This is a genomic window from Spiroplasma sp. NBRC 100390, from assembly GCF_001886495.1.
GTDB lineage: Bacteria > Bacillota_I > Bacilli_A > Mycoplasmatales > Mycoplasmataceae > Spiroplasma.
Map to the genome: position 1 here is coordinate 341,877 of NZ_CP018022.1, position 21,472 is coordinate 363,348.

19 protein-coding genes and 1 pseudogene are annotated in these 21,472 nt (G+C 28.7%); 17 read left to right on the forward strand and 3 right to left on the reverse strand.

The window, feature by feature from the left end; translation table 4 throughout:
- The first annotated feature begins 155 nt into the window (after window positions 1–155).
- The 5 genes from pflB to S100390_RS01615 all read left to right on the forward strand — a co-directional run bounded on the left by pflB (window position 156) and on the right by S100390_RS01615 (window position 6,916).
- Complete coding sequence (gene pflB, locus S100390_RS01595) at window positions 156–2,225, forward strand: formate C-acetyltransferase (RefSeq protein ID WP_070406560.1); 2,070 nt, start codon at window positions 156–158, stop codon at window positions 2,223–2,225.
- Window positions 2,226–2,359: 134 nt separating this feature from the next.
- A complete protein-coding gene (locus tag S100390_RS01600) occupies window positions 2,360–2,623 on the forward strand; it encodes a TIGR04570 family membrane protein (RefSeq protein ID WP_070406561.1) in 264 nt (87 codons plus the stop codon).
- Entirely contained in the window at window positions 2,613–3,602 is a 990-nt protein-coding gene (locus tag S100390_RS01605; RefSeq protein WP_070406562.1) for a LacI family DNA-binding transcriptional regulator, read from the forward strand. The genes S100390_RS01600 and S100390_RS01605 overlap by 11 nt, the downstream gene beginning before the upstream one ends.
- Window positions 3,603–3,670: 68 nt before the next feature.
- Window positions 3,671–5,239, forward strand: a complete 1,569-nt coding sequence (locus tag S100390_RS01610; protein ID WP_070406563.1) for a PTS transporter subunit EIIC — start codon at window positions 3,671–3,673, stop codon at window positions 5,237–5,239.
- 27 nt (window positions 5,240–5,266) lie between these two features.
- Complete coding sequence (locus S100390_RS01615) at window positions 5,267–6,916, forward strand: alpha,alpha-phosphotrehalase (protein WP_070406564.1); 1,650 nt, start codon at window positions 5,267–5,269, stop codon at window positions 6,914–6,916.
- Here S100390_RS01615 and S100390_RS01620 read toward each other — a convergent pair.
- Window positions 6,889–8,079, reverse strand: coding sequence for a DUF3137 domain-containing protein (locus tag S100390_RS01620; RefSeq protein WP_070406565.1), 1,191 nt, complete (start codon window positions 8,077–8,079; stop codon window positions 6,889–6,891). The genes S100390_RS01615 and S100390_RS01620 overlap by 28 nt on opposite strands.
- Before the next feature lie 170 nt (window positions 8,080–8,249).
- Between S100390_RS01620 and S100390_RS01625 the strand changes: the two genes are divergently transcribed.
- The 8 genes and pseudogenes from S100390_RS01625 to ffh all read left to right on the forward strand — a co-directional run bounded on the left by S100390_RS01625 (window position 8,250) and on the right by ffh (window position 15,928).
- Window positions 8,250–10,127 carry a prolipoprotein diacylglyceryl transferase gene (locus tag S100390_RS01625; protein WP_070406566.1) on the forward strand — a complete coding sequence of 626 codons (1,878 nt, stop codon included), beginning with the start codon at window positions 8,250–8,252 and terminating at the stop codon, window positions 10,125–10,127.
- 36 nt (window positions 10,128–10,163) lie between these two features.
- Window positions 10,164–10,688, forward strand: coding sequence for a ferritin (locus S100390_RS01630; protein WP_070406567.1), 525 nt, complete (start codon window positions 10,164–10,166; stop codon window positions 10,686–10,688).
- A 78-nt stretch (window positions 10,689–10,766) separates the two neighbouring features.
- Complete coding sequence (locus S100390_RS05520; RefSeq protein WP_231918063.1) at window positions 10,767–11,018, forward strand: winged helix-turn-helix domain-containing protein; 252 nt, start codon at window positions 10,767–10,769, stop codon at window positions 11,016–11,018.
- A 165-nt stretch (window positions 11,019–11,183) separates the two neighbouring features.
- Window positions 11,184–11,429 (forward strand): annotated as a pseudogene (locus S100390_RS05525) (GntR family transcriptional regulator); the annotation flags it as partial.
- A 71-nt stretch (window positions 11,430–11,500) separates the two neighbouring features.
- Window positions 11,501–12,292: a PTS transporter subunit EIIC gene (locus S100390_RS01640; RefSeq protein WP_231918065.1), complete on the forward strand. Its 792-nt coding sequence runs from the start codon at window positions 11,501–11,503 to the stop codon at window positions 12,290–12,292.
- A 53-nt stretch (window positions 12,293–12,345) separates the two neighbouring features.
- Complete coding sequence (locus tag S100390_RS01645; RefSeq protein WP_070406568.1) at window positions 12,346–12,822, forward strand: TIM-barrel domain-containing protein; 477 nt, start codon at window positions 12,346–12,348, stop codon at window positions 12,820–12,822.
- A gap of 127 nt (window positions 12,823–12,949) precedes the next feature.
- Window positions 12,950–14,479: a ribonuclease Y gene (rny, locus tag S100390_RS01650; protein ID WP_083258386.1), complete on the forward strand. Its 1,530-nt coding sequence runs from the start codon at window positions 12,950–12,952 to the stop codon at window positions 14,477–14,479.
- Window positions 14,480–14,566: 87 nt separating this feature from the next.
- Window positions 14,567–15,928: a signal recognition particle protein gene (ffh, locus tag S100390_RS01655; protein WP_443027996.1), complete on the forward strand. Its 1,362-nt coding sequence runs from the start codon at window positions 14,567–14,569 to the stop codon at window positions 15,926–15,928.
- Window positions 15,929–16,038: 110 nt separating this feature from the next.
- Here the strand turns inward: ffh and S100390_RS01660 are convergent, their stop codons facing one another.
- Window positions 16,039–17,685: a lipoprotein gene (locus S100390_RS01660; protein ID WP_070406570.1), complete on the reverse strand. Its 1,647-nt coding sequence runs from the start codon at window positions 17,683–17,685 to the stop codon at window positions 16,039–16,041.
- Window positions 17,686–17,781: 96 nt separating this feature from the next.
- Complete coding sequence (locus S100390_RS01665; protein WP_070406571.1) at window positions 17,782–18,162, reverse strand: hypothetical protein; 381 nt, start codon at window positions 18,160–18,162, stop codon at window positions 17,782–17,784.
- Between the two features lie 184 nt (window positions 18,163–18,346).
- Here S100390_RS01665 and pyrH point away from each other — a divergent pair, with 184 nt between their 5' ends.
- From pyrH to S100390_RS01685, 4 genes are all read left to right on the forward strand, one after another.
- Entirely contained in the window at window positions 18,347–19,072 is a 726-nt protein-coding gene (gene pyrH, locus S100390_RS01670; RefSeq protein ID WP_070406572.1) for a UMP kinase, read from the forward strand.
- Window positions 19,073–19,621 carry a ribosome recycling factor gene (frr, locus tag S100390_RS01675; protein WP_070406573.1) on the forward strand — a complete coding sequence of 183 codons (549 nt, stop codon included), beginning with the start codon at window positions 19,073–19,075 and terminating at the stop codon, window positions 19,619–19,621.
- A 67-nt stretch (window positions 19,622–19,688) separates the two neighbouring features.
- Window positions 19,689–20,384, forward strand: coding sequence for a polyprenyl diphosphate synthase (uppS, locus tag S100390_RS01680; protein ID WP_070406574.1), 696 nt, complete (start codon window positions 19,689–19,691; stop codon window positions 20,382–20,384).
- Window positions 20,377–21,471, forward strand: coding sequence for a phosphatidate cytidylyltransferase (locus S100390_RS01685; protein ID WP_070406575.1), 1,095 nt, complete (start codon window positions 20,377–20,379; stop codon window positions 21,469–21,471). Before uppS ends, S100390_RS01685 begins: the two co-directional genes overlap by 8 nt.
- The last annotated feature ends 1 nt before the right edge of the window (window position 21,472 follow it).

Below are 21,472 nucleotides of genomic sequence, written 5' to 3' on the forward strand. Positions count from 1 at the left end.
TGGTAAATTTTGGAATATTAATAGTATAATATTATTGATTGGGTATTTTGAGAATAATAACATTAAAAATTACAGGATAAAACTATTTTATTTTTCTAAAAATATATTTAATCAAGAGTTTAGTAGTTAAAAATAAAAAACAATAGGAGGATATTATGAATAAAACATGATTTCCAGAGTGAGAAGGTTTTCATACAGGTAAGTGAACCGATGAAGTAGATACACGATTATTTATTCAAATGAACTATAAACCTTATATTGGAACAGATGATTTTCTTGCTGGGCCAACGGTGGCAACAGAAAAATTATGAGCAAAAGTAATGGATTTAACAAAGCAAGAACGCGAAAATGGTGGAGTGTTAGATGCTGATGAAGACTTGCCAGCAAGTATTACTTCACATGGGCCAGGGTACATTGATCAAAAATTAGAAAAGGTAATAGGGGTTCAAACTGAAAAACCATTTAAAAGAGCAATGATGCCAAACGGAGGAGTTCGAATGGTTGAAGCAGCTAATGAATCTTATGGGTTTAAAGTTTCGCCACGAGTAGTTGAAATTTTTACAAAATATCGTAAATCACATAATCAAGGTGTTTTTGATGCTTATACTGATGATATGCGAGCATGTCGTAAATCACATATTATCACTGGACTACCTGATGCATATGGGCGCGGTCGAATTATTGGTGATTATCGCCGTTTAGCTTTATATGGAGCTGATTTTTTAATTGCCCAAAAAGAGGATGATAAAAAAAATACCTCGATGGTAATGACTGATGAAGTGATTAGATTACGAGAAGAAATTTCAGAACAAATTAGTGCTTTAAAAGAAATTAAAAAAATGGCAGCATCTTATGGTTTTGATGTTTCAAAACCAGCGAAAGATGCAAAAGAAGCATTTCAATGGACATATTTAGCTTATTTAGCAGCTATTAAAGAAAACAATGGAGCTGCCATGAGTTACGGACGGACAAGTAGTTTTTTAGATGTTTATATTGAACGTGATTTTCAAAAAGGAATTTTAACCGAAGAAGAAGCACAAGAATTAGTTGATCATATGATTATGAAATTAAGAATTGTTAAATTTATGCGAACACCAGAATATAATCAATTATTTTCTGGTGATCCAATTTGAGCAACAGAATCAATTGGGGGAATGGGGCTAGATGGTCGTACATTAGTAACAAAAACAGCGTTTCGTTATATCCATACTTTAGCTAATATGGGACCTTCACCAGAACCAAATTTAACAATTTTATGATCACAAAATTTACCAGAAGGTTTTAAAGCCTTCTGTGCAAAATATTCAATTTTATATTCATCAATGCAATATGAAAATGATGACTTGATGCGTGTTACACACGGCGATGATTATGCAATTGCTTGTTGTGTTTCACCAATGAAAGTCGGAAAACAAATGCAATTCTTTGGTGCTCGTTGTAATTTAGTAAAAACATTATTATATGCTATTAATGGTGGAATTGATGAGGTACATAAAAATCAAGTATCACCACGTTATGAACCATGTCATGGCGATGAAAAAACACCATTAAATTATGAAGAAGTTTGAAGCAAATTTGTTCAAATGGCAAAATGATTAGCTGGTGTTTATGCGAATGCATTAAATATTATTCATTATATGCATGATAAATATTTTTATGAAAGAAGTCAGTTATGTTTTATGGACACAGATACTCATCGTTTCTTTGCCACCGGGATTGCTGGTTTATCAGTTGTAACTGATGCTTTATCAGCAATTAAATATGCTAAAGTTTATCCAATTCGTGATGAAAACGGAATTGTTGTTGATTATCGTACCGAAGGAGAATTTCCAACTTATGGAAACAACGATGATCGAGCTGATGATATTGCAATTTTAGTTGTAAAAACATTTATGAATGAAATTCGTCGTCAACATCATTATCGTAATTCTGAACCAACAATGTCAGTGTTAACAATTACATCAAATGTTGTGTATGGAAAAGCCACTGGAAATTCGCCAGACGGACGAAAAGCAGGGGTACCATTTTCTCCGGGAGCTAACCCAATGAGTGGTCGTGATAAAACGGGAGCTGTTAATTCATTAGCTTCTGTTTCAAAAATTCCATTTAAACATGCGGCAGATGGAATCTCAAATACATTTACAATCATTCCAAACGCATTAGGAAAAGACCAAGATTTGGTAATTCATGGTGACTTAGAAATTGATGATTTAAAGAAAAAATAACAAGAATTTAATAAAAATAAAAAATATGTTTTGTAAAAACATATTTTTTATTGTAATTTTAAAAAATAAGACTTTTAAAAAATTGTTAAGATTCTTAAATTAGCATATAATTAAATAAATAAGGGGTGAATTAAATGAGTAGCTTTTCGTTATCAAAAGAAAGAGGACTTTGACAAAAGATTTTTAAAAAAATTCCGTGGTTTTATCATAGTATTTTTATTATGATTGGTGTAATCACGGGGCTTTTATTTCAACTGCTATATATTAAACGCTGAGATTTTCCATATTTTTTTATTTTTGTTATTGCAATTTTAATAATTTATTGCGTATTATTTTTATTATTTGGACCGATTATTAAGCAAAACTGATTTTGAAAGAAGAATTTAAATGAAAAATAAAAAGATTTCTATTAAAACAATTGCAGAGGAATGTGGCGTTGGGGTTGGAACGGTGTCTCGTTATTTTAATGGTGGTTATGTTAGCCAAGAAAAGCGAGTTTTAATTCAAAAAGTTGTTGAAAAATATAATTTTCAGCCAGATTTTGCTGCACACTCAATTAAAAAGAAAATTTTGGAAGTATATATTTTAATTCCAGATTTAACAAGTAGTAATACTTTTATTGTTAAATCAATTTTAAAACAAATTAATGATAGCTTTTCAAAAATAGTACCATTTGTAGTCGAAACAACTTATAATGAAGAACGATATTTATTACATTTACAGGAAATAGTTCGTCGTAATCCAGCAGCTTTAGTTTTATTTACAATTAGTAATGATCAAAATATTCGCACTTTTTTAAAAACAATTACAATTCCAATTATTGTCTATGGTCGACAATGAGGGAATACAGTTTTTATTAATAATGATAATGAAATGATGTATTCATTATTAGAAAAAATGGCAGCAAATGGTGAATTTAATAATCATCATAAAATTCTTTATATTGGAGAGAATCCCGTGACTAATTTACCAACTGGATTTGCTCGTTATGATACTGTTACAAACTGATTTCAAATGCATAATTATTCTTTTGATAGCTATTTTTTTGATAAAAATCAGGAAGGTGTTATTTATGATCTTATTAAAACAATTGACTTAAAGCAGAAAATTATCATTTGTGGGACGCATACTTGTTATAAAATTGCTCTTGCGTTTTTAATGAAACAAAATATTACAAATAGTTTGGTAACTGATATTTCTAATATGAGTGATTTTTTTCTTCCAGTTTTGCAAAAACAATATTGTATTGCAATTAATTATGAGGAATTAGCAACTAAAATTGTTTTTAGGCTAAAACAAATTTTGGATGGAAATAGTAACGATAATGAACAAACAATTGAATGTTTAAATTATGAAATTAAAACTTTTTTAAAATAAATTTATATTTTAAAAAAATGTGTATTATAATCTTATTATGGAAACAATTCCATATCAAGAGGTGAAAAATGCCAAAAAAAACATATCTTACTGAAATAGAAACATTAATTCCGTTATTAGGAGGAATTGATAATATTATTTCATATACACATTGTGTGTCTAGGCTTAGATTAGTGTTAAAAGACAATGATAGAGCCGATTCAAAAGGAATTGAGGAATTAGCAAATGTTAAAGGAACAGTCCAACCAATTGGACAGTATCACGTTGTAATTGGAGCAGATGTTAGTAGTTATTTTCTTGAATTTCAAAAGTATTTGAAGTCTAAATCAGAAAACTTTAATACAGAACAAGCAAATTCTTCTTCAAAGAAGAAAACAAAATGATATCAACGCTTATTACAACATTTTTCTGAAATTTTTATTCCTTTAATTCCAGCGTTAGTTGCTGGTGGTTTAATTTTAGGGTTCCGAAATATTTTAGAAGCTAATTGAAGCGGACCAGGGACTTCATTAGTTAGTATTTCTGTTTTTGCAAAAGGGTTAAATGAATTTTTATGAATTCCAGCCCAAGCAGTTTTTTGATACATCCCTGTGACAATCTGTTGATCAATTTTTAATAAAATGGGTGGTTCACCAGTAATTGGAATCATTATTGGTTTAACGTTATTATTACCACCACTAGTTGACATTTATTCAATTGCTGGTGAAGCTGGTAATTCATTGTGAATCTTTAATGTAGCGCCAACATTTGATTTTGGGGCTTGAAAGTTTCCTTGAAAAGTTCAGTATACTGGTCAGGTGATTCCCGCCATTGGAGTAGCCTTCTTTGGTGTTTATTTAGAAAAAGGTTTAAACCGGATTATTCCGGCGGTTTTGAAACAAATTTTTGTGCCTTTAATAACTATTTTGTTATCGTTTACCATTGGATTATGTCTAATTGGTCCGGTTGGTTATATTATTGGAAGTGCAATCTCAATTGGGTTAAGCTGGACATTAATTAATCCAATTGCCAAATATTTCTTTGCTCCCATACTGGGATTGTTATATGCCCCAATTGTTATTACTGGGGTTCATACAATGTTTAATGCTGTAATGATTCAAAATACTGCTCAAATTGGTGGATCATTTATTTTTCCAATCTTATGTATGTCAAATATTGCGCAAGGAAGTGCAACTTTAATGTTCACTATTAATAATCGGAAAGATCCAAAAATTAAGGAAGTTGGAATTTCTGCAACAACTTCTGCTTGGTTAGGAGTAACAGAACCAGCAATGTATGGAATTAACTTACGTTTCTTTTATCCGTTTTTAGGCGCAATTGTTGGTTCAGCTAGTGGTGCCTTATTATTAACGGTTGCTGGTGTAACTTCGAACGGAATTGGGAATGGAGCATGATTAGGTGTTTTATCAATTCAACCTTTTAGTCAAGTTAATGGTGTTAAGACATTTATTGGAACAGGATTTACGTGATTTATTATTAGTGGTTTATTAACAATGAGTGTAAGTATGACACTAACTTGGTTTTTAGAAAAAGTCCCGCGTTTTGCAAAATTACGAAATGAATTATTAAGCATTAAAGGAAAAAGTTTACTTAATTTTAAAAACCAACCAAAAATAGCGGAAAATATTAGTGAATAAATAACTTAAATAGTAAAGGAGCACATAATGGATAAAATTAATTTTCAAGAAGCGATTGTGTATGAAATTCATCCACAATCTTTTTATGATAGTAACAATGATGGTGTTGGTGATATTTCAGGCATTATTCAAAAGCTAGATTATTTAGCAATGTTAGGTGTTAATTATTTATGGTTAAACCCAATTTATTTTTCACCGCAAAAAGATAATGGTTATGATGTTGCTGATTATAAAAAAATAAATCCTTTGTTTGGAACGATGAATGATTTTGAAAGATTAATTAGTGAAGCAAAAAAAAGAAATATTTATCTTATGATGGATATGATTTTTAATCATTGTTCAATTGAACATGAATGATTTCAAAAAGTACTTGCAGGGAATAAAGAATATCAAGACCGTTTTTTCTTCTTATCAGGGGATAAAACAATTCCACCAAATAATTGGCAGAGTAAGTTTGGTGGTTCAGTTTGAGAATATCATGATGGATTAAAAAAGTTTTATTTACACTTGTTTGATAAAACTCAGATTGATTTAAACTGACGTGATGATAAATTACGTCAAGATATTTATGAAATTATTAATTATTGATTACAAAAAGGGGTGCAAGGATTACGTTTTGATGTTATCAATTTAATTGGAAAACCATCAACATTTGTTGATGATTTAACTGGTGATGGACGAAAATATTATACTGATTTGCCACAAGTTCACAAGTATTTGCAAGAAATGGGACAAAAGACATACCATATGAAAGAAAATGTTATCACAGTTGGTGAATTATCGTCAACTTCAATTGAGCAAGCTATTTTGTACACTAAATCAACATCACAAGAATTAAATATGGCCTTTACCTTCCATCATTTAAAAATTGATTATTTAAATAATGAAAAGTGAGCATTAGCACCTTATGACCCTGCAAAATTAGTAGCAAACATTAAAGAATGACAACAGTTAGTTCAAGCAGAAGACGGTTGGTTAGCAACTTTTTTAAATAATCATGATCAACCACGGGCTTTATCTCGCTTTGGTGATTCACAAAATTATCGTTTTGAATCAGCAACTGCTTTAGCCGCTGTTGTCCTGATGTTAAGAGGAACACCATATCTTTATCAAGGAGAAGAATTTGGAATGGAAAATAATGATTATCAAAATATTAGCCAACTTAAGGATGTTGAGTCAATTAATTATTACCAAATTTTAAAACAAAAAGGCTATGAAGTGTCAGCAATTTTAAAAATTCTTAGTGCTCGTTCACGTGATAATGCCCGAACTCCAATGCAATGAAATGATAAGCAGTTTAGTGGTTTCAGTTCTCATCAGCCATGAATTAATGTAAATACAAATTATTTAAGAGTTAATTGGGAAAAAGATTATTATAGTCCGCAATCAATTTTTAAGGGATATCAATTTTTAATTCAATTACGCAAAAAAAATTTAGCCTTTAGTTATGGCCAAATTGATTTTCTTGATATTAATCCTGTTGTGTTAAGTTTTTATCGCTCTTATCAGGACCAAAAATTTTTAGTAATTATTAATTTGTCGAATCAAGAAATTATGTTTGATAATAAGTTAACTAATTTTAAAATTATTTATAATAATTATCAAACTATTGATGAAAAACTTAAGCCATATCAAGTAATAATTTTTGATTATTTAATATCAAAACCAGTTAAATAATCTAATCCCTTTCTCAAATGACTTAAATCTAATTCAATCTTAGCAATTAAATCATCAATACAATTTTGAATATTTTTGTTTCTTGCAATAATGGGTTTTCAAATTTGATCTTGATGATGTGCTTTTTTACTATAATAATATTTATCAAGCAGTAAAGTAAATTTATTATTAACAAAGGACATTGATAAAACTTCTTGATATTTATTACTATTGTCAATTAAATTAGCCATTACTTTTGGTGTTAAAATTTTTCGTAGTTCAACTGGATCAGTTGTATTAGTATCAAATAAATTAGGGAATTCCGTTCCTTCTAGTTGGATTTCTTTGTTATTTAAAATAAACTTTTTAAATTTATTTTGATGGGGAACAATATTTGCTTCAATTTCGAAGTTTTTTGGTAATGTGGCCGTAAAGAAAAAGTAGTTTTCTGAACGCTTCATTTCAATTCATAATAATAAGTAAGTCATATTAATACCATTTGCAATGCTATTTGATGTTTTTGAATCTTTGCCTTTACTATTAGAAAGACTAGCTAAAATAATTAGGCCAATAAGAAGACAAAAAATTAATGTTTTTAAGAAGACCATTGTTTTTCGAACAGTAATAACACCCAATGAAAAGGTGTTATTTTTTGTTGTACCATTAATAACTTTATTATCTAGCTTCTCTTCTAAGCTACTTACTCGAATTAAACTTTGTTGTAAAAGATTATTTTTTTTTGGATCTTTACTAAAACTAGTAAAGTTTGGTTCAGGAATAATTTTAAAGTTATTGCTTACTTCATCAAGGGTAATTTCATCTTTTCAAAGATCTTCAATTGCAATTTGGTAATATGCATTATAATCTAATCGATTAAGAAAAAGACTAATACTAACAGCACCAGCTTTAATTAAAACATAAATAATAATTGTTACTACTAATAATGGTAAGGCAACATAGATAAGATAAAATTGTAATTTATTATTGCTAATATTAATAACATTAAGAATAATTCCCACTAATAAACCTGTTCCTAAAATTGTAATTAAGATACTAAAAATAACATCAATTATAACTGATTTTCGTCAAAAACTAGTAATTTTTTTATAGTGTTGTTGAAGATGATCTTGATGAAGAGTTTTAATTTTATTAACTGCTGTTTCTGATAACGCAGTGGTATTCATTTTTAACTTCACTTCGCTTTCTGGGTTTATATTAATTTGTATAAATTATAATTTAAAAAGCAAGGAATTACAATTATGTTGTAAAAATAAGTGAACTTTTTTATCATAACTTGGTGTATAATTGTTATGCATTAATTATTAGCAATTATTAATAAGGAGTGAAAAATTAAATGAGTAATATTTTATTAACAAGTGGGCCACCATCTCCGGATTGAATTACGCCTACTAATACGCCACACGACATTTTAGCAACATATGGTGGCTGAGTTCATATGTATGCTGTATTTATTACTACGGGAATGATTTTATCTGTTTTAGCCTGTTTTATTCGGTTAAAAATTAAGAAGATTCCGATTGAACCTCTAATTTGATCAGTTTTTGTTATTATTCCTTTTTCATTATTTGGTGCTAGTTTTTTTGGAAAAGTTAATAATGATGTTAACAATCCATGGGTAACAGAACCAGGAGCGGTGCCATTTTGGTCATTATTTGCGTTTTGAAAAGCAGGAATGAGTATTCATGGTGGTGTTCTGTTTGGAACCATTACTGGTTTAATTGTGTTTGGCATTGTGGGGAGAAAATCAAAGGTTTCACTTTGAGTTTATACTGATGCTATTATTCCAAATATTTTATTGGGACAAGTATTAGGACGTTGAGGTAATTTCTTTAACCATGAATTATTAGGAAGTGTTACTTCGTATGATTCATTACGTTGACTACCAGCATTTATTCGTGATAACTTATGACAATGAGCTGGATCTTCTGGATTATCACCAGAAACAAGTGGCGGAGAAATTGTCTTTCGTCAACCAATTTTCTTATATGAATCGTTCTTTAACTTTTTAGCATGATTATTTATTACTTTTTTTATTCCTTTTGCTGGACAGTTATTTGGCAAAAAACCATGGAAAAAAGACTCAAAAGAATATCCTTTTGATTTAAAATATAATTTTATTCATTTCTTTAACCGGAAATATATTAAAAAAGATAAAATGACATGAAAAGAAGTCTGAGATAAAGCATATTTTAATTATGTACCAAGCCAAAAACAATTAGATGAGATGCCGAAAGTATCATTTGTTAAAACCAAATCAGAACTAGGTAATCGTTTTAAAAAATGGTGGCATAATGATAGTGCAGAATTAACAAAATTAAATAATCCTGGGCGTTATTCAATAACACGTAGTGGAGTTCAAACTGGTTTTTATTTCTTTTTATGAAATTTAATTCGTTTTGTTCTTGAAACGCAACGTGATGATGTTTCAACATTATTTATTAAAAATTATCGAGCATTAGATTATGCGGTTTTAATTTTAATTGCAGTATTGGGATTAGTATTGGCAATTTATGCACAATGAGGAGCGCCACGAAAATTTCGTAAGAATGGTTTTATTTATGAAAAAGAATATGTTGATTTTGAGAGTTTACAAACTTGAAAATTTGATAAATATTTAGCTAATAATATTGTTATTGGTGAAGATAATTATGTTGATAAATTACCAATAATTATTAAGACAAAAGTAATGGAATTCTTAGGTTATCAAGATGAATCTTTTGATAAATATTTTGAATTAAAATATTTTAAAACCAATGATCAAGTTTTAACTAATAATGAAATTACTAATTATAGTTTTAAAATTGTGGCATTGCCAACAGCAAGTAATAAATTTATTGATGATTTGGTTGTTAATCAAACATATAAAGTTGATTTAAGTAAAATCTTAAAACAAGTAACGTTAGACCTAACAAAACCAAATAATAATCAATATTTAACATTATCAAGTCAGCAATTTGGAACATTATTAAATGATTTTATTCATCGTGATGAAACAGCAGCACAAATTAAAGCAATCTGAAATAATTTTTATCCAAATATTAATGAAAAGAAAACAACTATTTTTAACCTTAATCTTAATGAATTAATTAATTTTGATGAATTAAAAATTAGCCCTATTGCTAAAAAAATTGAAGTATCAAAATTTAAATTTAAAGCAAACCAATTTTATTATTTTAATAAAAAAGTTTGTTTTAAATTAAACTGACAATAAAGAGTGTACAATGGTAGTAGGAAGAGGGGGGAACTTATGTTAAAAAAAGATATTGAAAAAGACTTACAACAATATATTAATGAACACCTTAAAATGCAATTTTTTTGTTATAATTTAAGTTCAGCGGCCGAAAAATTAGGTTTTCCTGGTTTTAGTCATTATTTTCAAGTTCAAGCACAAGATGAAGTTTTACATCAACGTCGAATTATGAACTTTGTATCAGAACGTGATGGTCATTATGAAGTAAAAAATATTGTTGAAGAATATCATGATATTAAAAATATTACAGAACTAATGGAAATCTATCAAACAAAACGGGCATATTTCGCTGATTTAACCAATAAATTAGCACATCATGCTCAAGAAGTTGGGGATTTAGTAACCTATAAATTTTATGATTGATTTGTGATTGATTTTTATGAAGAATTAGCAGAGATAAAAGACATTGTTGATTGAATTAAAATGTCAAACAATACTTACTATAATATTGATCATAAAATGGGTGCAAAAGAGGAACCAGATACTTTAACAGTTATTGATCCATTTAGTCCACATGCATAATAGTGCTTTTTCTTTTAAAATCAAAAATTTTAAAAGAAAAAGCATTTTTTTATTGATTTTCAATTTAAAATTAATACTATGGGAAGTAAAGAATTAGAGACAATTTTAAAAACAATGATAAGTAAAGGCAAACCAGGGTTGAGATTACCATCAGAAGCAATGCTGATGAAACAATATCAAGTTAGTCGGACAACTGTTCGTGATACATTTAAAAAGTTAATTGGAAAAAATATGATTTATAGTTTGCAAGGGAAAGGTTATTTTACTTTGAATCGAGTTTTTTGAAGTACGGAATTATCATTTTCAAAAAAAATATGACAATGCAGTTAATAAATTATATGTTGTTAATATTCCGCTTGATCAATATTTTCTTGATACATATCAATGTTTGGATAATGATTTTATGAGTTTAATTAAAGTTCGTTATCAAAATGATAGGATTAAGAAATATTCCATTATTTGAGTTAATAAAACAATTTTAAAAACCTTAACTTTAAAGATTGTGAAGATAGTTTATTATCTTATATCCATTCAAGGAATATTACGCTAATCAATAACCTTAAATGTTTACGCTTAGAATTGCCTAATGCTTATGATGAAAAGTTTTTGCAGTTAAGTTTTAAAACATATTTGCCTAAAAAGTATTCAATTACTTTTTCAGAATATCATGAAGTTGTTGAATGTAGTAAAGAAACATACCAACCAGAATTATTTGAATTTTATAAAGTAAATTATTTTTAGTAAGAACTTGTTACGACAAGTTCTTATTTTTTTTTGGTAAATAAAATTAAAATAGAAAGGAGAAATAAAGAATGGCAAAGTCAGAAAATTTAAGGCAAAAGGAAAACTATTTTATGAAATTAAAGAATAAAATTAAGGCGCCATTTGAAGGGGGAAAGAATTCACGCTTTAAAATTGGGATTAATAAATTTGCTAAGGCAATTTTAACAATGATTGCAATTTTACCAGTTGCTGGGTTATTCATTGTTGTTGGTAAAATTATTGGACCGTTAGGCTTTGGTCAAATTACAAGTATTGCCAAAGTAGCAAACCATATTGGAACAATTATTGAAACAATTGGTTGAATGCCATTCCGTCATATTGGATTGTTATTTGCTATTGCTATTGGTGGGTCATGAGCTAAAAATAAGGCTGGTGGTTGTTTTGCTGGAGCAATTGCTTATTTAACATTATTAAGTGTTGGAGCAACATTTTTTGTAACTAGAACAGGAACTGATGGAACTGAGTTTATGAATTATATTTTAGGGGGAAGATGAACCAACCAAAAGGATTATTTTAGTAATCAAGAAGGGGTTTATTCACTCCGTTTTGATGCATTGGGGGGAATTATTACTGGTTTTATTGGGGCTGGAGTTTATAATAAGTTTTTTGCTTTTAATCGTTTACCTAATGCGTTATCTTTTTTTAATGGACCACGCTTTGTGCCATTAATGGTAATTGTGGTTTGTTTACCAATTGCAATTACTTTGTCCCTATTTTGACCACTAATCCAAACGGGAATAAATGTTATTGGGAAGAATATTGCTTTAAATAATAAAATTCCGTTTATTATTCCTTTTGAAACTTTTCGTCAAGGGTATTAGCTAATGCAATCAAATATGCAAAGTTAAAACGCAAACTATTACCGTATTTTAAAATGTGTGAATTAGAAGCAGTGACAACAGGGGTGCCAATTTTACGAGCAATGGTTTTAGAAGATGAGGATGATTCAATTGCACAAATAATTGATAGTCAATTTTATTTAGGGAGTAATTTATTAATAGCTCCGATTTTAACACCACAAACAATGAAGCGAGAAGTTTATTTACCTGCAGGAGAATGGTTTTTGTTTGGCCAAAAAGAAAAGAAATATCTTGGAAAGCAATCTTATTTATTGTCTTGTTCGGCAGATGAAATTTTGCTTTTTGTAAAAGGAAACACTATTATTCCAACTATTAAAGAAGATAATTATCATTTTGAACAATTAGACACTGTTTCATTAGAATTAAATCTTTATGGAACATTACCATCAAAATACGAATTAAAGTTTAAACTTAACAAGAATTTAATTATAATTACTTATCAAAATCAAAAGTTTAATATTTCATCAAAGCACAGTTATGTTGTAAAATAGTTAATATTTCCATTTTTTCCTTTAAAAAAGAGTATAATGTATGTGGTAATTATTTATTGCCATTATTCCACTTATACACTTAAATTAATACTTCTTGCTTAATACTCTAAGTAGAGGAGACATAATTATGGAAATATCTATATGAGTAATAATCATTATTGCTGTTGCAATTGGTTTTTACTTTCTTGGATTTTTATGTGAAAAATATCTAAGATTTAAATTAATTAAAAAAACAAAGTTAAAAATAAAACAAGCTGAAGAAAAGGCAAAAAAAATTATTAATGCTGCAAAAGCAGATGGAAAAGTTGAAGCAGCACAAATTAGACAAGAAATGAATAATGAATTAGCTCGGAAACGAGAAGAATTTTTAGAAACGGAAAAGTTTTTAACAAATAGGGAGCGTTTAATTATTGAACGCGAAGAAGTATTACATAGTAAAGAGCAAGAAACGTTTCGGAAGAAAGAAGAATTACAAGGAAAGATTAACTATTATCAAGAACTAGTTGAACATAATCTTCAACAGCTTGAAAAAGTTACTGGTTATTCTCTTGAAGAAGCGAAAGATGTACTTTTTAAAGAAATAAGTGACCGTTACCAAAAAGAAATTGGTGAATTTTTAAAAAATGCTGAGAATACAGCAAAAATTAACGCCAAAGAAACAGCCATTAATATTGTTACTAGCGCAATTGAACGTTATGCTGTTAATATTGTGGCAGAAAAAACAACTACTTCTGTTTATTTGGAAGATGATAATATGAAAGGACGGATTATTGGGAAAGACGGCCGTAATATTCGAACTTTTGAAGTAGCCGCTGGAGTGGATCTAATCATTGATGATACTCCAAATGTTGTTCAAATTTCATCTTTTAACCCCATTCGCCGTGAAATTGCCAAAAAAACATTAGAAAAGCTATTAGTTGATGGACGGATTCAACCAAATCGGATTGAAGAAACAATCAAGTTAGAGCAAGAAGAAATTGAAATGACAATTTTGGAAACAGGAAAAGAAGTTGTTGCTGAATTAGAATTAGATAATTTAGACATTGAATTAATTCGCCATCTAGGAATTTTAAAATACCGAACTAGTTATGGGCAAAATGTTTTATTGCATTCAATTGAAGTTGCTAAATTAACGGCAATGATGGCTAGTGAATTAGGTTTAGACGCAACGATTGCAATGCGAGCTGGTCTATTACATGATATTGGAAAAGCAGTTGATTTTGATAACGAAGGAAGCCATGTTACCTTGGGAGTTAAGTTAGCAACAAAATGTGATGAGAATCCAATTATCATTAATGCGATTGCTTCACATCATGGTGAAGTCTCTGCTAATAATCCATATTCAGTTTTGGTTTCTGCTGCCGATACATTATCAGCAGCACGACCAGGGAGCCGTAATAATAATCTTGAAAATTATATTTCCCGTATGTCTGAATTAGAAAAAATCTGTCAAACAGTAGTTGGTGTTCAATCGGTTTATGCTTTACAAGCAGGACGTCAAATTCGTGTTATTGTTAATCCAGTTATTAGTGATGATGACCGTACACACAAAATTGCAATTGATATTAAAGAAAAAATTAAAAAAACAAAGGCAATTCCAGGGGACATTGTTATTACAGTAATTAGAGAGTTACGAATAACAGAAACTGTTATTTAAAAGAATAATTTTTTATTCTTTTTTTATGGAAATTTTAGTATTATAATTATTAGGAAAGATTTTGTTATAAAAAATAAAGGAGAATTAGTGATGATTGGAGACTTTTTAGCAAATCGATTGAAAAAATCAATTGAAAAAAATATGAAAAAATCAACTTTAACTAGTGATGCTATTAGTGAAACAATGCGGGAAATTAGATTGGCATTATTAGAAGCGGATGTTAATAATGAAGTGGTAAAAGATTTTATTAAGGCAGTAGAAACAAAAGCCCGCGGAGAATATATTTCCGATGGTTTGAATGCATCACAGATGATGGTTAAAATTGTTCATGAAGAATTGGTTAATATTTTTGGGAAAACAACGAAGGAATTATCTTTTGCTTCAAAACCAACAATTGTTATGATGGTTGGATTACAAGGGAGTGGGAAAACGACAACCACTGGTAAAATTGCCAAATTAGTGGAAAAAAAATATCAAAAAAAACCATTATTGGTAGCTTGTGATATTTATCGTCCCGCAGCAATTGATCAGTTAAAAACAATTGGAAAGAATCTAAATCTTGAAGTATTTGAACGAGGAACACAAAATCCCGTTCAAACAGCGCAAGAAGCAGTTACTTATGCAAAAGAAATTAAAAATGATGTTATTTTAATTGATACTGCTGGTCGTTTGCATATTGATGCGGAATTAATGCAAGAATTAAAAGAAATTAAAAATAATATTACTCCTGATGAAATCTTACTTGTTGTTGATGGAATGACAGGACAAGATATTATTAATGTTGCAACAGAATTTAATCAATTGTTAAAGTTAACCGGAGTTGTTGTTACTAAGTTAGATGGTGATGCTCGTGGGGGAGCAGCATTATCAATTACTCATTTAACCAAATTGCCAATTACTTTTATTGGGACTGGAGAGGGAATGAGTAGTTTACAAATTTTTTATCCCGACCGAATGGCAGATCGAATTTTGGGAATGGGAGATGTTCAAACTCTAGTTGAAAAGGCAAAAGATGTTTTAGATGAACGTGATATTAAAAAAACAATGAATCGAATGATGATGGGACAATTTGATTTACAAGATTTGTTAAATCAAATGCGACAAATCTCAAAAATGGGAAAAATGGGTGGAATTATGAAATTATTGCCTGGAATGCCAAAAATGAGTGATGAAAAAATTGCTGATGCAGAACGTAAATTAAAAGCAACAGAAGTCTTATTATCTTCAATGACAGTTAAAGAACGTCGTGAACCGCGGTTGTTAAAACACTTATCACGAAAAAATCGGATTTTAAAAGGTTCGGGGCGGACAGAAAAAGAATATAATGAGTTAATTAATCAATTTGAAAAAACAAAAAAACAAGTTGATGAGATTGCTCGCCAAATTAAATCTGGTCGTATGCCAAACATTCCGGGAATGGGTGGTTTAAGCGGAATGGGTTTTAATTAAGACAATATTTCAAAGTTTTATTATAAAAAATTGTGAATCAAATAAAAAAAGTTTAAGGACAATTAAATGTTGTAACTTAAACTTGTTTTTATTATTATTTAATTTCTTTCCTATTCTATTTTAGTTCTTTCTGCTATAGAAAATTGCATTCCCATTTTGCCACTATTAGACCCTGGACTTGATACAAACGAATAGTATAAGCCACCATCAAAAGATTCACCAAATGTAAACATCATTGCTCATGGAGTTGTTATTTGATAATCTCAAACTATTTCTAATCAACTTCAATTTTGTTCTATTCCTTTAGGTTTTGACAATAGGGGATGTAATTTAATATTAAATAAATCAAGGTCTTCCAAATCTTTGGCTTCATCAGAATTTTTAAAATCTTTTACTAAAAAGTTAATAACGCTTTGAAGACCATCCTTTTTATTTTGTTCTAGGACCTTTTTAAATGTTTTATTTGGAAATCTAAATTCAACAAAACTACTAATAAAAGTTCCACCCTTGGCGTATTTAATAAATTGAATAATAATTTTTCCTCAGTTTGCTAATTTTTTGTCAATTGCTGCTCGCGATAAGTTCAAAGTAATTGTTGCATCTTCATTATCTTTATTTGTTACATTACCAGATAACCCTAATCCGTAGATGTTAAAATAATTTAGTTTAATTTTAAATGTGCCTAAGTCTAAACCAACATTGTCGTCAACATTGAAAACGGGGCCAACATTGTTTTTATAAAAATCAACAAAATCAGTAGGTTTGATATCATCAATGCTATCTCAACCAACACCATTATTCATTTTTTCTCCAATTCATTCTTGCAATAAAACCTTGTTTTGTTTTGCACTGTTTGTTAAACCATCATATCCCTTATTTTCTGATGTTAATGCTCCATTTTGTTCTTTTTCAATTAAGGGTGTATCATTATAAGTAATACTAATATTTTGAAATTCTTTTTGACTTATAATATAATTTTTTACAGCAGTTTTGAAAATATCGTCTAATGGTTTAGTATCTTTTGCAAAATCTCACATCATTTGATCATATAGTGGTTTAAAAAGTTCATTTTCACCAAAATTAACAGTTTCTAATTTAATAAAATAGTCTTTAATGTTTTCAATTAGAAAACTTACTGCTTTATCAGAAAAGGCATGTAAGGCAGTAACATTTTCAGTAACATTGTAAATACTTGTTATTCCAAAACTAGCATACATTTGTTTAAATTTTAATTGAAGTGTTGCTTTGTAATCAACTCGAACAGCTGAAAAAGGCTCTGGATTAACATCACTAGGAAATTTATTGCGTAAATTTTCTACATCAATAAAAGTAACTTTTACAATATTTTTTTCATCATCTAGGGTTAATGGCATTTCATCAACAAAGTAATTTGAATATTCATTTTGTAAGTCATGGTTAACATTATCAAAAATTTTTGTAAAACTATTGATAAAATAAGTAGCCATTTTATTATCTTCTGGATTATTTAACTTTAATTGATAAGAATCAGTATCTCCTTTATTTACTTTAGAATAGATTTTTGACAAGTTGCTTTTTATACTATCGATATAAGGAATATTTTTAATTTTTTGATTAATTTTTTCACCTGCTTTTGCTTGAATTTCATTAAAGACTTGCAGGTCTTTTGCGGTAATACTTTCGTTAGTAACTAGTTTTTTGTTATGACAAGCAACAACATTGGGAGCAACAGTTCCGACTAATGTGATTGTTCCTAAAATACTTAATAATTTCTTCATTGTTTTTTTCTCCTTGTTATTAATTCAAATTAAAAAATTATTGGCATTGCAATAGTAATTTAATTAGTATTTTTTAATATTTAACTTTTTTGTTTTTTAAGTTAACGGTGGCGCATGTCCTTTTTTAAATTGACTAATTGATTTAGAATTACGAAAATTAGTAAATAATAAACCTTCACGGAATGTTAAAATTCTTGAAAGAAAAATATTTAAAATAATTATTAATGTTATTTTGTTTTTAAAAATTAGATATTGGTAAAAAAGAGTTTTAAATTGTTCTGTGCTTTTTTTAAGGTATTTTAAAAATTCAATTTTAATTTTAAAATAATAAGCAAAAAGAAGAAAAATAACAGATGTATAAAATAAATTATCATTGATTTCCAAATCAACATTTTTAATGGATATATTATAAGCAAGATAAATAATTACCAAAATAAAATATGAAGTTAAATACCCAGTAAATAATTTGTTTCTCATCAGTTTTTCCTCTTTTGTATCTTAACTATATTTATAACAATTATTTATAAAAAAACAAGTGGATAACTTTTATTAATCGAAGTTTTTATTTATTAATCTATAAATTACTAATTTTATTTTGCTTATTTTTTAAAACAATTTATAATATATTAGGAATAAACAAGAAAAAGAAAGGAATGTTATAATGGCATTACAATATAAGCGTGTTTTATTAAAATTGTCTGGCGAAGCATTAGGAAACTCTGATGATTTGTATGATTCAAAGAGAATTCATGATATCGCTAGACAAATTGTTAAATTACAAAGAGAAGGACTTCAAATTGCGATTGTTGTTGGTGGTGGCAATATTTGGCGTGGTAATCGTGCTGATAGTATTAATATGAATCCGATTAGTGCGGATTATATGGGAATGTTAGCAACCGTAATGAATGCACTAGCATTAGAAGCAGTCTTAAAAAATGAAGGAAGTGAAAATGTTGTTGTAACTTCAAAAATTCAAGTTCCAGAAGTAGCATCGCCATATTTATTTAAAAAAGCAAAAGCTGCTTTGGAAAAGGGAGCAATTGTTATTATGGCTGGTGGAACTGGCCAACCAAAATTTACAACTGATACTGCGGCAACAATTCGGACAATTGAAATTGATGCTGATGTTATGTTAATGGCAAAGAACGGTGTTGATGGCATTTATGATAAAGATCCGCGCGAAAATTCTGATGCAATTCGATTTGATAATATTAGTTTAAATGAATTACAAGAAAAACAATTAAAAGTGATGGACTTAACAGCATCAAGTTTAGCAATGGAAGATAATGTTAAAATTGTTGTTTTTGACATTAATGAACCAGATAATATTTATAAGGCAGCACACGGAAGTGCTCGTTCAACAGTTGTTACAGGAGGAAGAAAATAAATGTCACAAGAAATTATTAATCAAACAAAAGAAAAAATGACAAAAGTATTAGGGACATTTGAAAATGAATTAGTAAAAATTCGTACTGGTCGTGCTAATCCAAATATGTTAGCACATATTATGATTGATTATTATGGAACACTAACGCCAATTCATCAATTAGCAAATATTATGGTTCCTGAGGCGCGCCAATTAGTAATTAAACCTTATGATCGCGGAACAATTAGTTTAATTGTTATGGCAATTAATAAGTCAGATTTAGGATTATCACCAAATTCAGAAGCAGATTTAATTCGTTTAAATATTCCTCCTTTAACAGAAGAACGTCGTAAAATGTTAGTAAAAGATATGTGAAAAGAAGTTGAACATTTTAAAATTGCAATTCGTAATGAACGCCGCGATAGTAATGAACAAATTAAAAAAGATCCCAATTTAACCGATGATGATAAAAAATATTATGAAGGTGAAATTCAGAAATTAACAGATAATTTTATTAAACAGCTTGATGAAAAGGGGACATTAAAGGAAAAAGAACTAATGGAAGTATAAACTTTCATTTTTTATTATGCCAGATATAATAAATAATAGACAAAACAAGAAAGAGAGAACAAGGAATATGAATGTACCACAACATATTGCAATTATTTTAGATGGCAATGGTCGTTGAGCAACAAAACAAAGTTTAAAGCGAACAGCTGGTCATGAAGAGGGAGCAAAACGAATTAAAGAAGTTGCTTTAAAAGCAAATGCATTAGGAGTTAAATATTTAACACTTTATTGTTTTTCAACAGAGAATTGAAAGCGTAATAAAAAGGAAGTTGCTTATTTGATGGAAATGCCAGAACGATTATTAAATAATAAAGAAGTAAGTAATTTTAAAAATAAAAATATTGTTTTAAACCATATTGGTCGTAAAACAAAAATGCCAGCAAAAACGTTAGATGCTATTAATGACGCTATTAAGCAAACGAAGGATAACAATGGTTTAGTATTAACCTTTGCCTTTGATTATGGGGCAATTGAAGAAATTGTCACTGCTATTAACGAAATGTTAGCAGCGCAATTGTCTGAAGTTGATGAGAAAACTTTGTTTAATTATTTATATACTAAAAATCTACCAGCTGTTGATTTAATGATTCGTTGTGGTGGTGAACAACGCTTAAGTAATTTTTTACTGTTGCAAAATCGTTATGCTGAGTTATATTTTACTGATAAATTTTGGCCAGAATTTGATGAAAATGCTTTGTTAACAGCAATATTAGATTATAATAATAGAAATAGAAGATTTGGAGGGGTTAAAAGTGATGAATAATAAGCAAGATAATGTTCTTGTTGATGAAACAAATGCACCATCAGATACAAATGGTAATAATATTACCGAAACAAAGAAAGTGGAACAAAAAAAAGGAATGTTTCAAAAAAAATATGTTGCACGACATATTACATTTTATGTTTTATTAATTTTTTTGGGATTATATTTATTTACTGGGGCAATTGCAACAGAATGACAAGGTAAAGTTGCTCATATTGATATTGCTGATTATGTTTTTATTGGCATTAATGTCGTAATTTTGGGGTTAGTTAACTATGAGATTTTACGGTTAGTGGGGGGAACAAAGTGACCAATTTATACTCAAGTTATTACTTATTTATTAATGGTGTTTTTATTTTTATTTCCAGTTGAATCTGTTGCGGAAAATTATGGTGGAATCGGTGCTATTAATTATCCGTTTTATACTTTATTAAATTGAAATTGGTTGAAACCATGAATTATTTTTGTTATCTATTTATGTGCGATTTTAGTATATTATTGCTTAGTTTTTAGTTCAAAAGAAATTACCTTTGGTAAAATGACTTTAGTATTGATTTTTACGTTATATTTAATTTTTGCTTTTAAAGCAATGAATAAATTTATGTTAAATCCTGATTATGGTTGAAGCAGTGTTGTTTGATTAGCTTTAATTATTATTTTAACTGATACTTTTGCTTTTGTGGGAGGGGTTAGTTATGGAAAACACAAATTAGCACCAAATGTTTCACCAAACAAAACTTGAGAAGGAGCTGCGACAGGAACAATAATGGCGGCTGGAATTGCTATTACTTATGCTGTTTTAATGTTCAATTTAAACGAAAATGAAAAACACTGAGTTTTTAATTTCTTTTCAAATGATAATGATAAACATGTAATGCGTTATGTTATTTATGTTTTATTAGCTTTTGTGTTAAGTATTTTATCACAATTAGGTGATTTATCGTTTTCATGAATTAAACGTCGTTATGATATTAAAGATTTTAGTAATTTATTACCTGGCCATGGTGGGTTGCTAGATCGTTTGGATTCATTTTCGTTAGTATTTTTTGTAATGTTTATTATTTCAAATGTGGCATTGCAACGCTAAT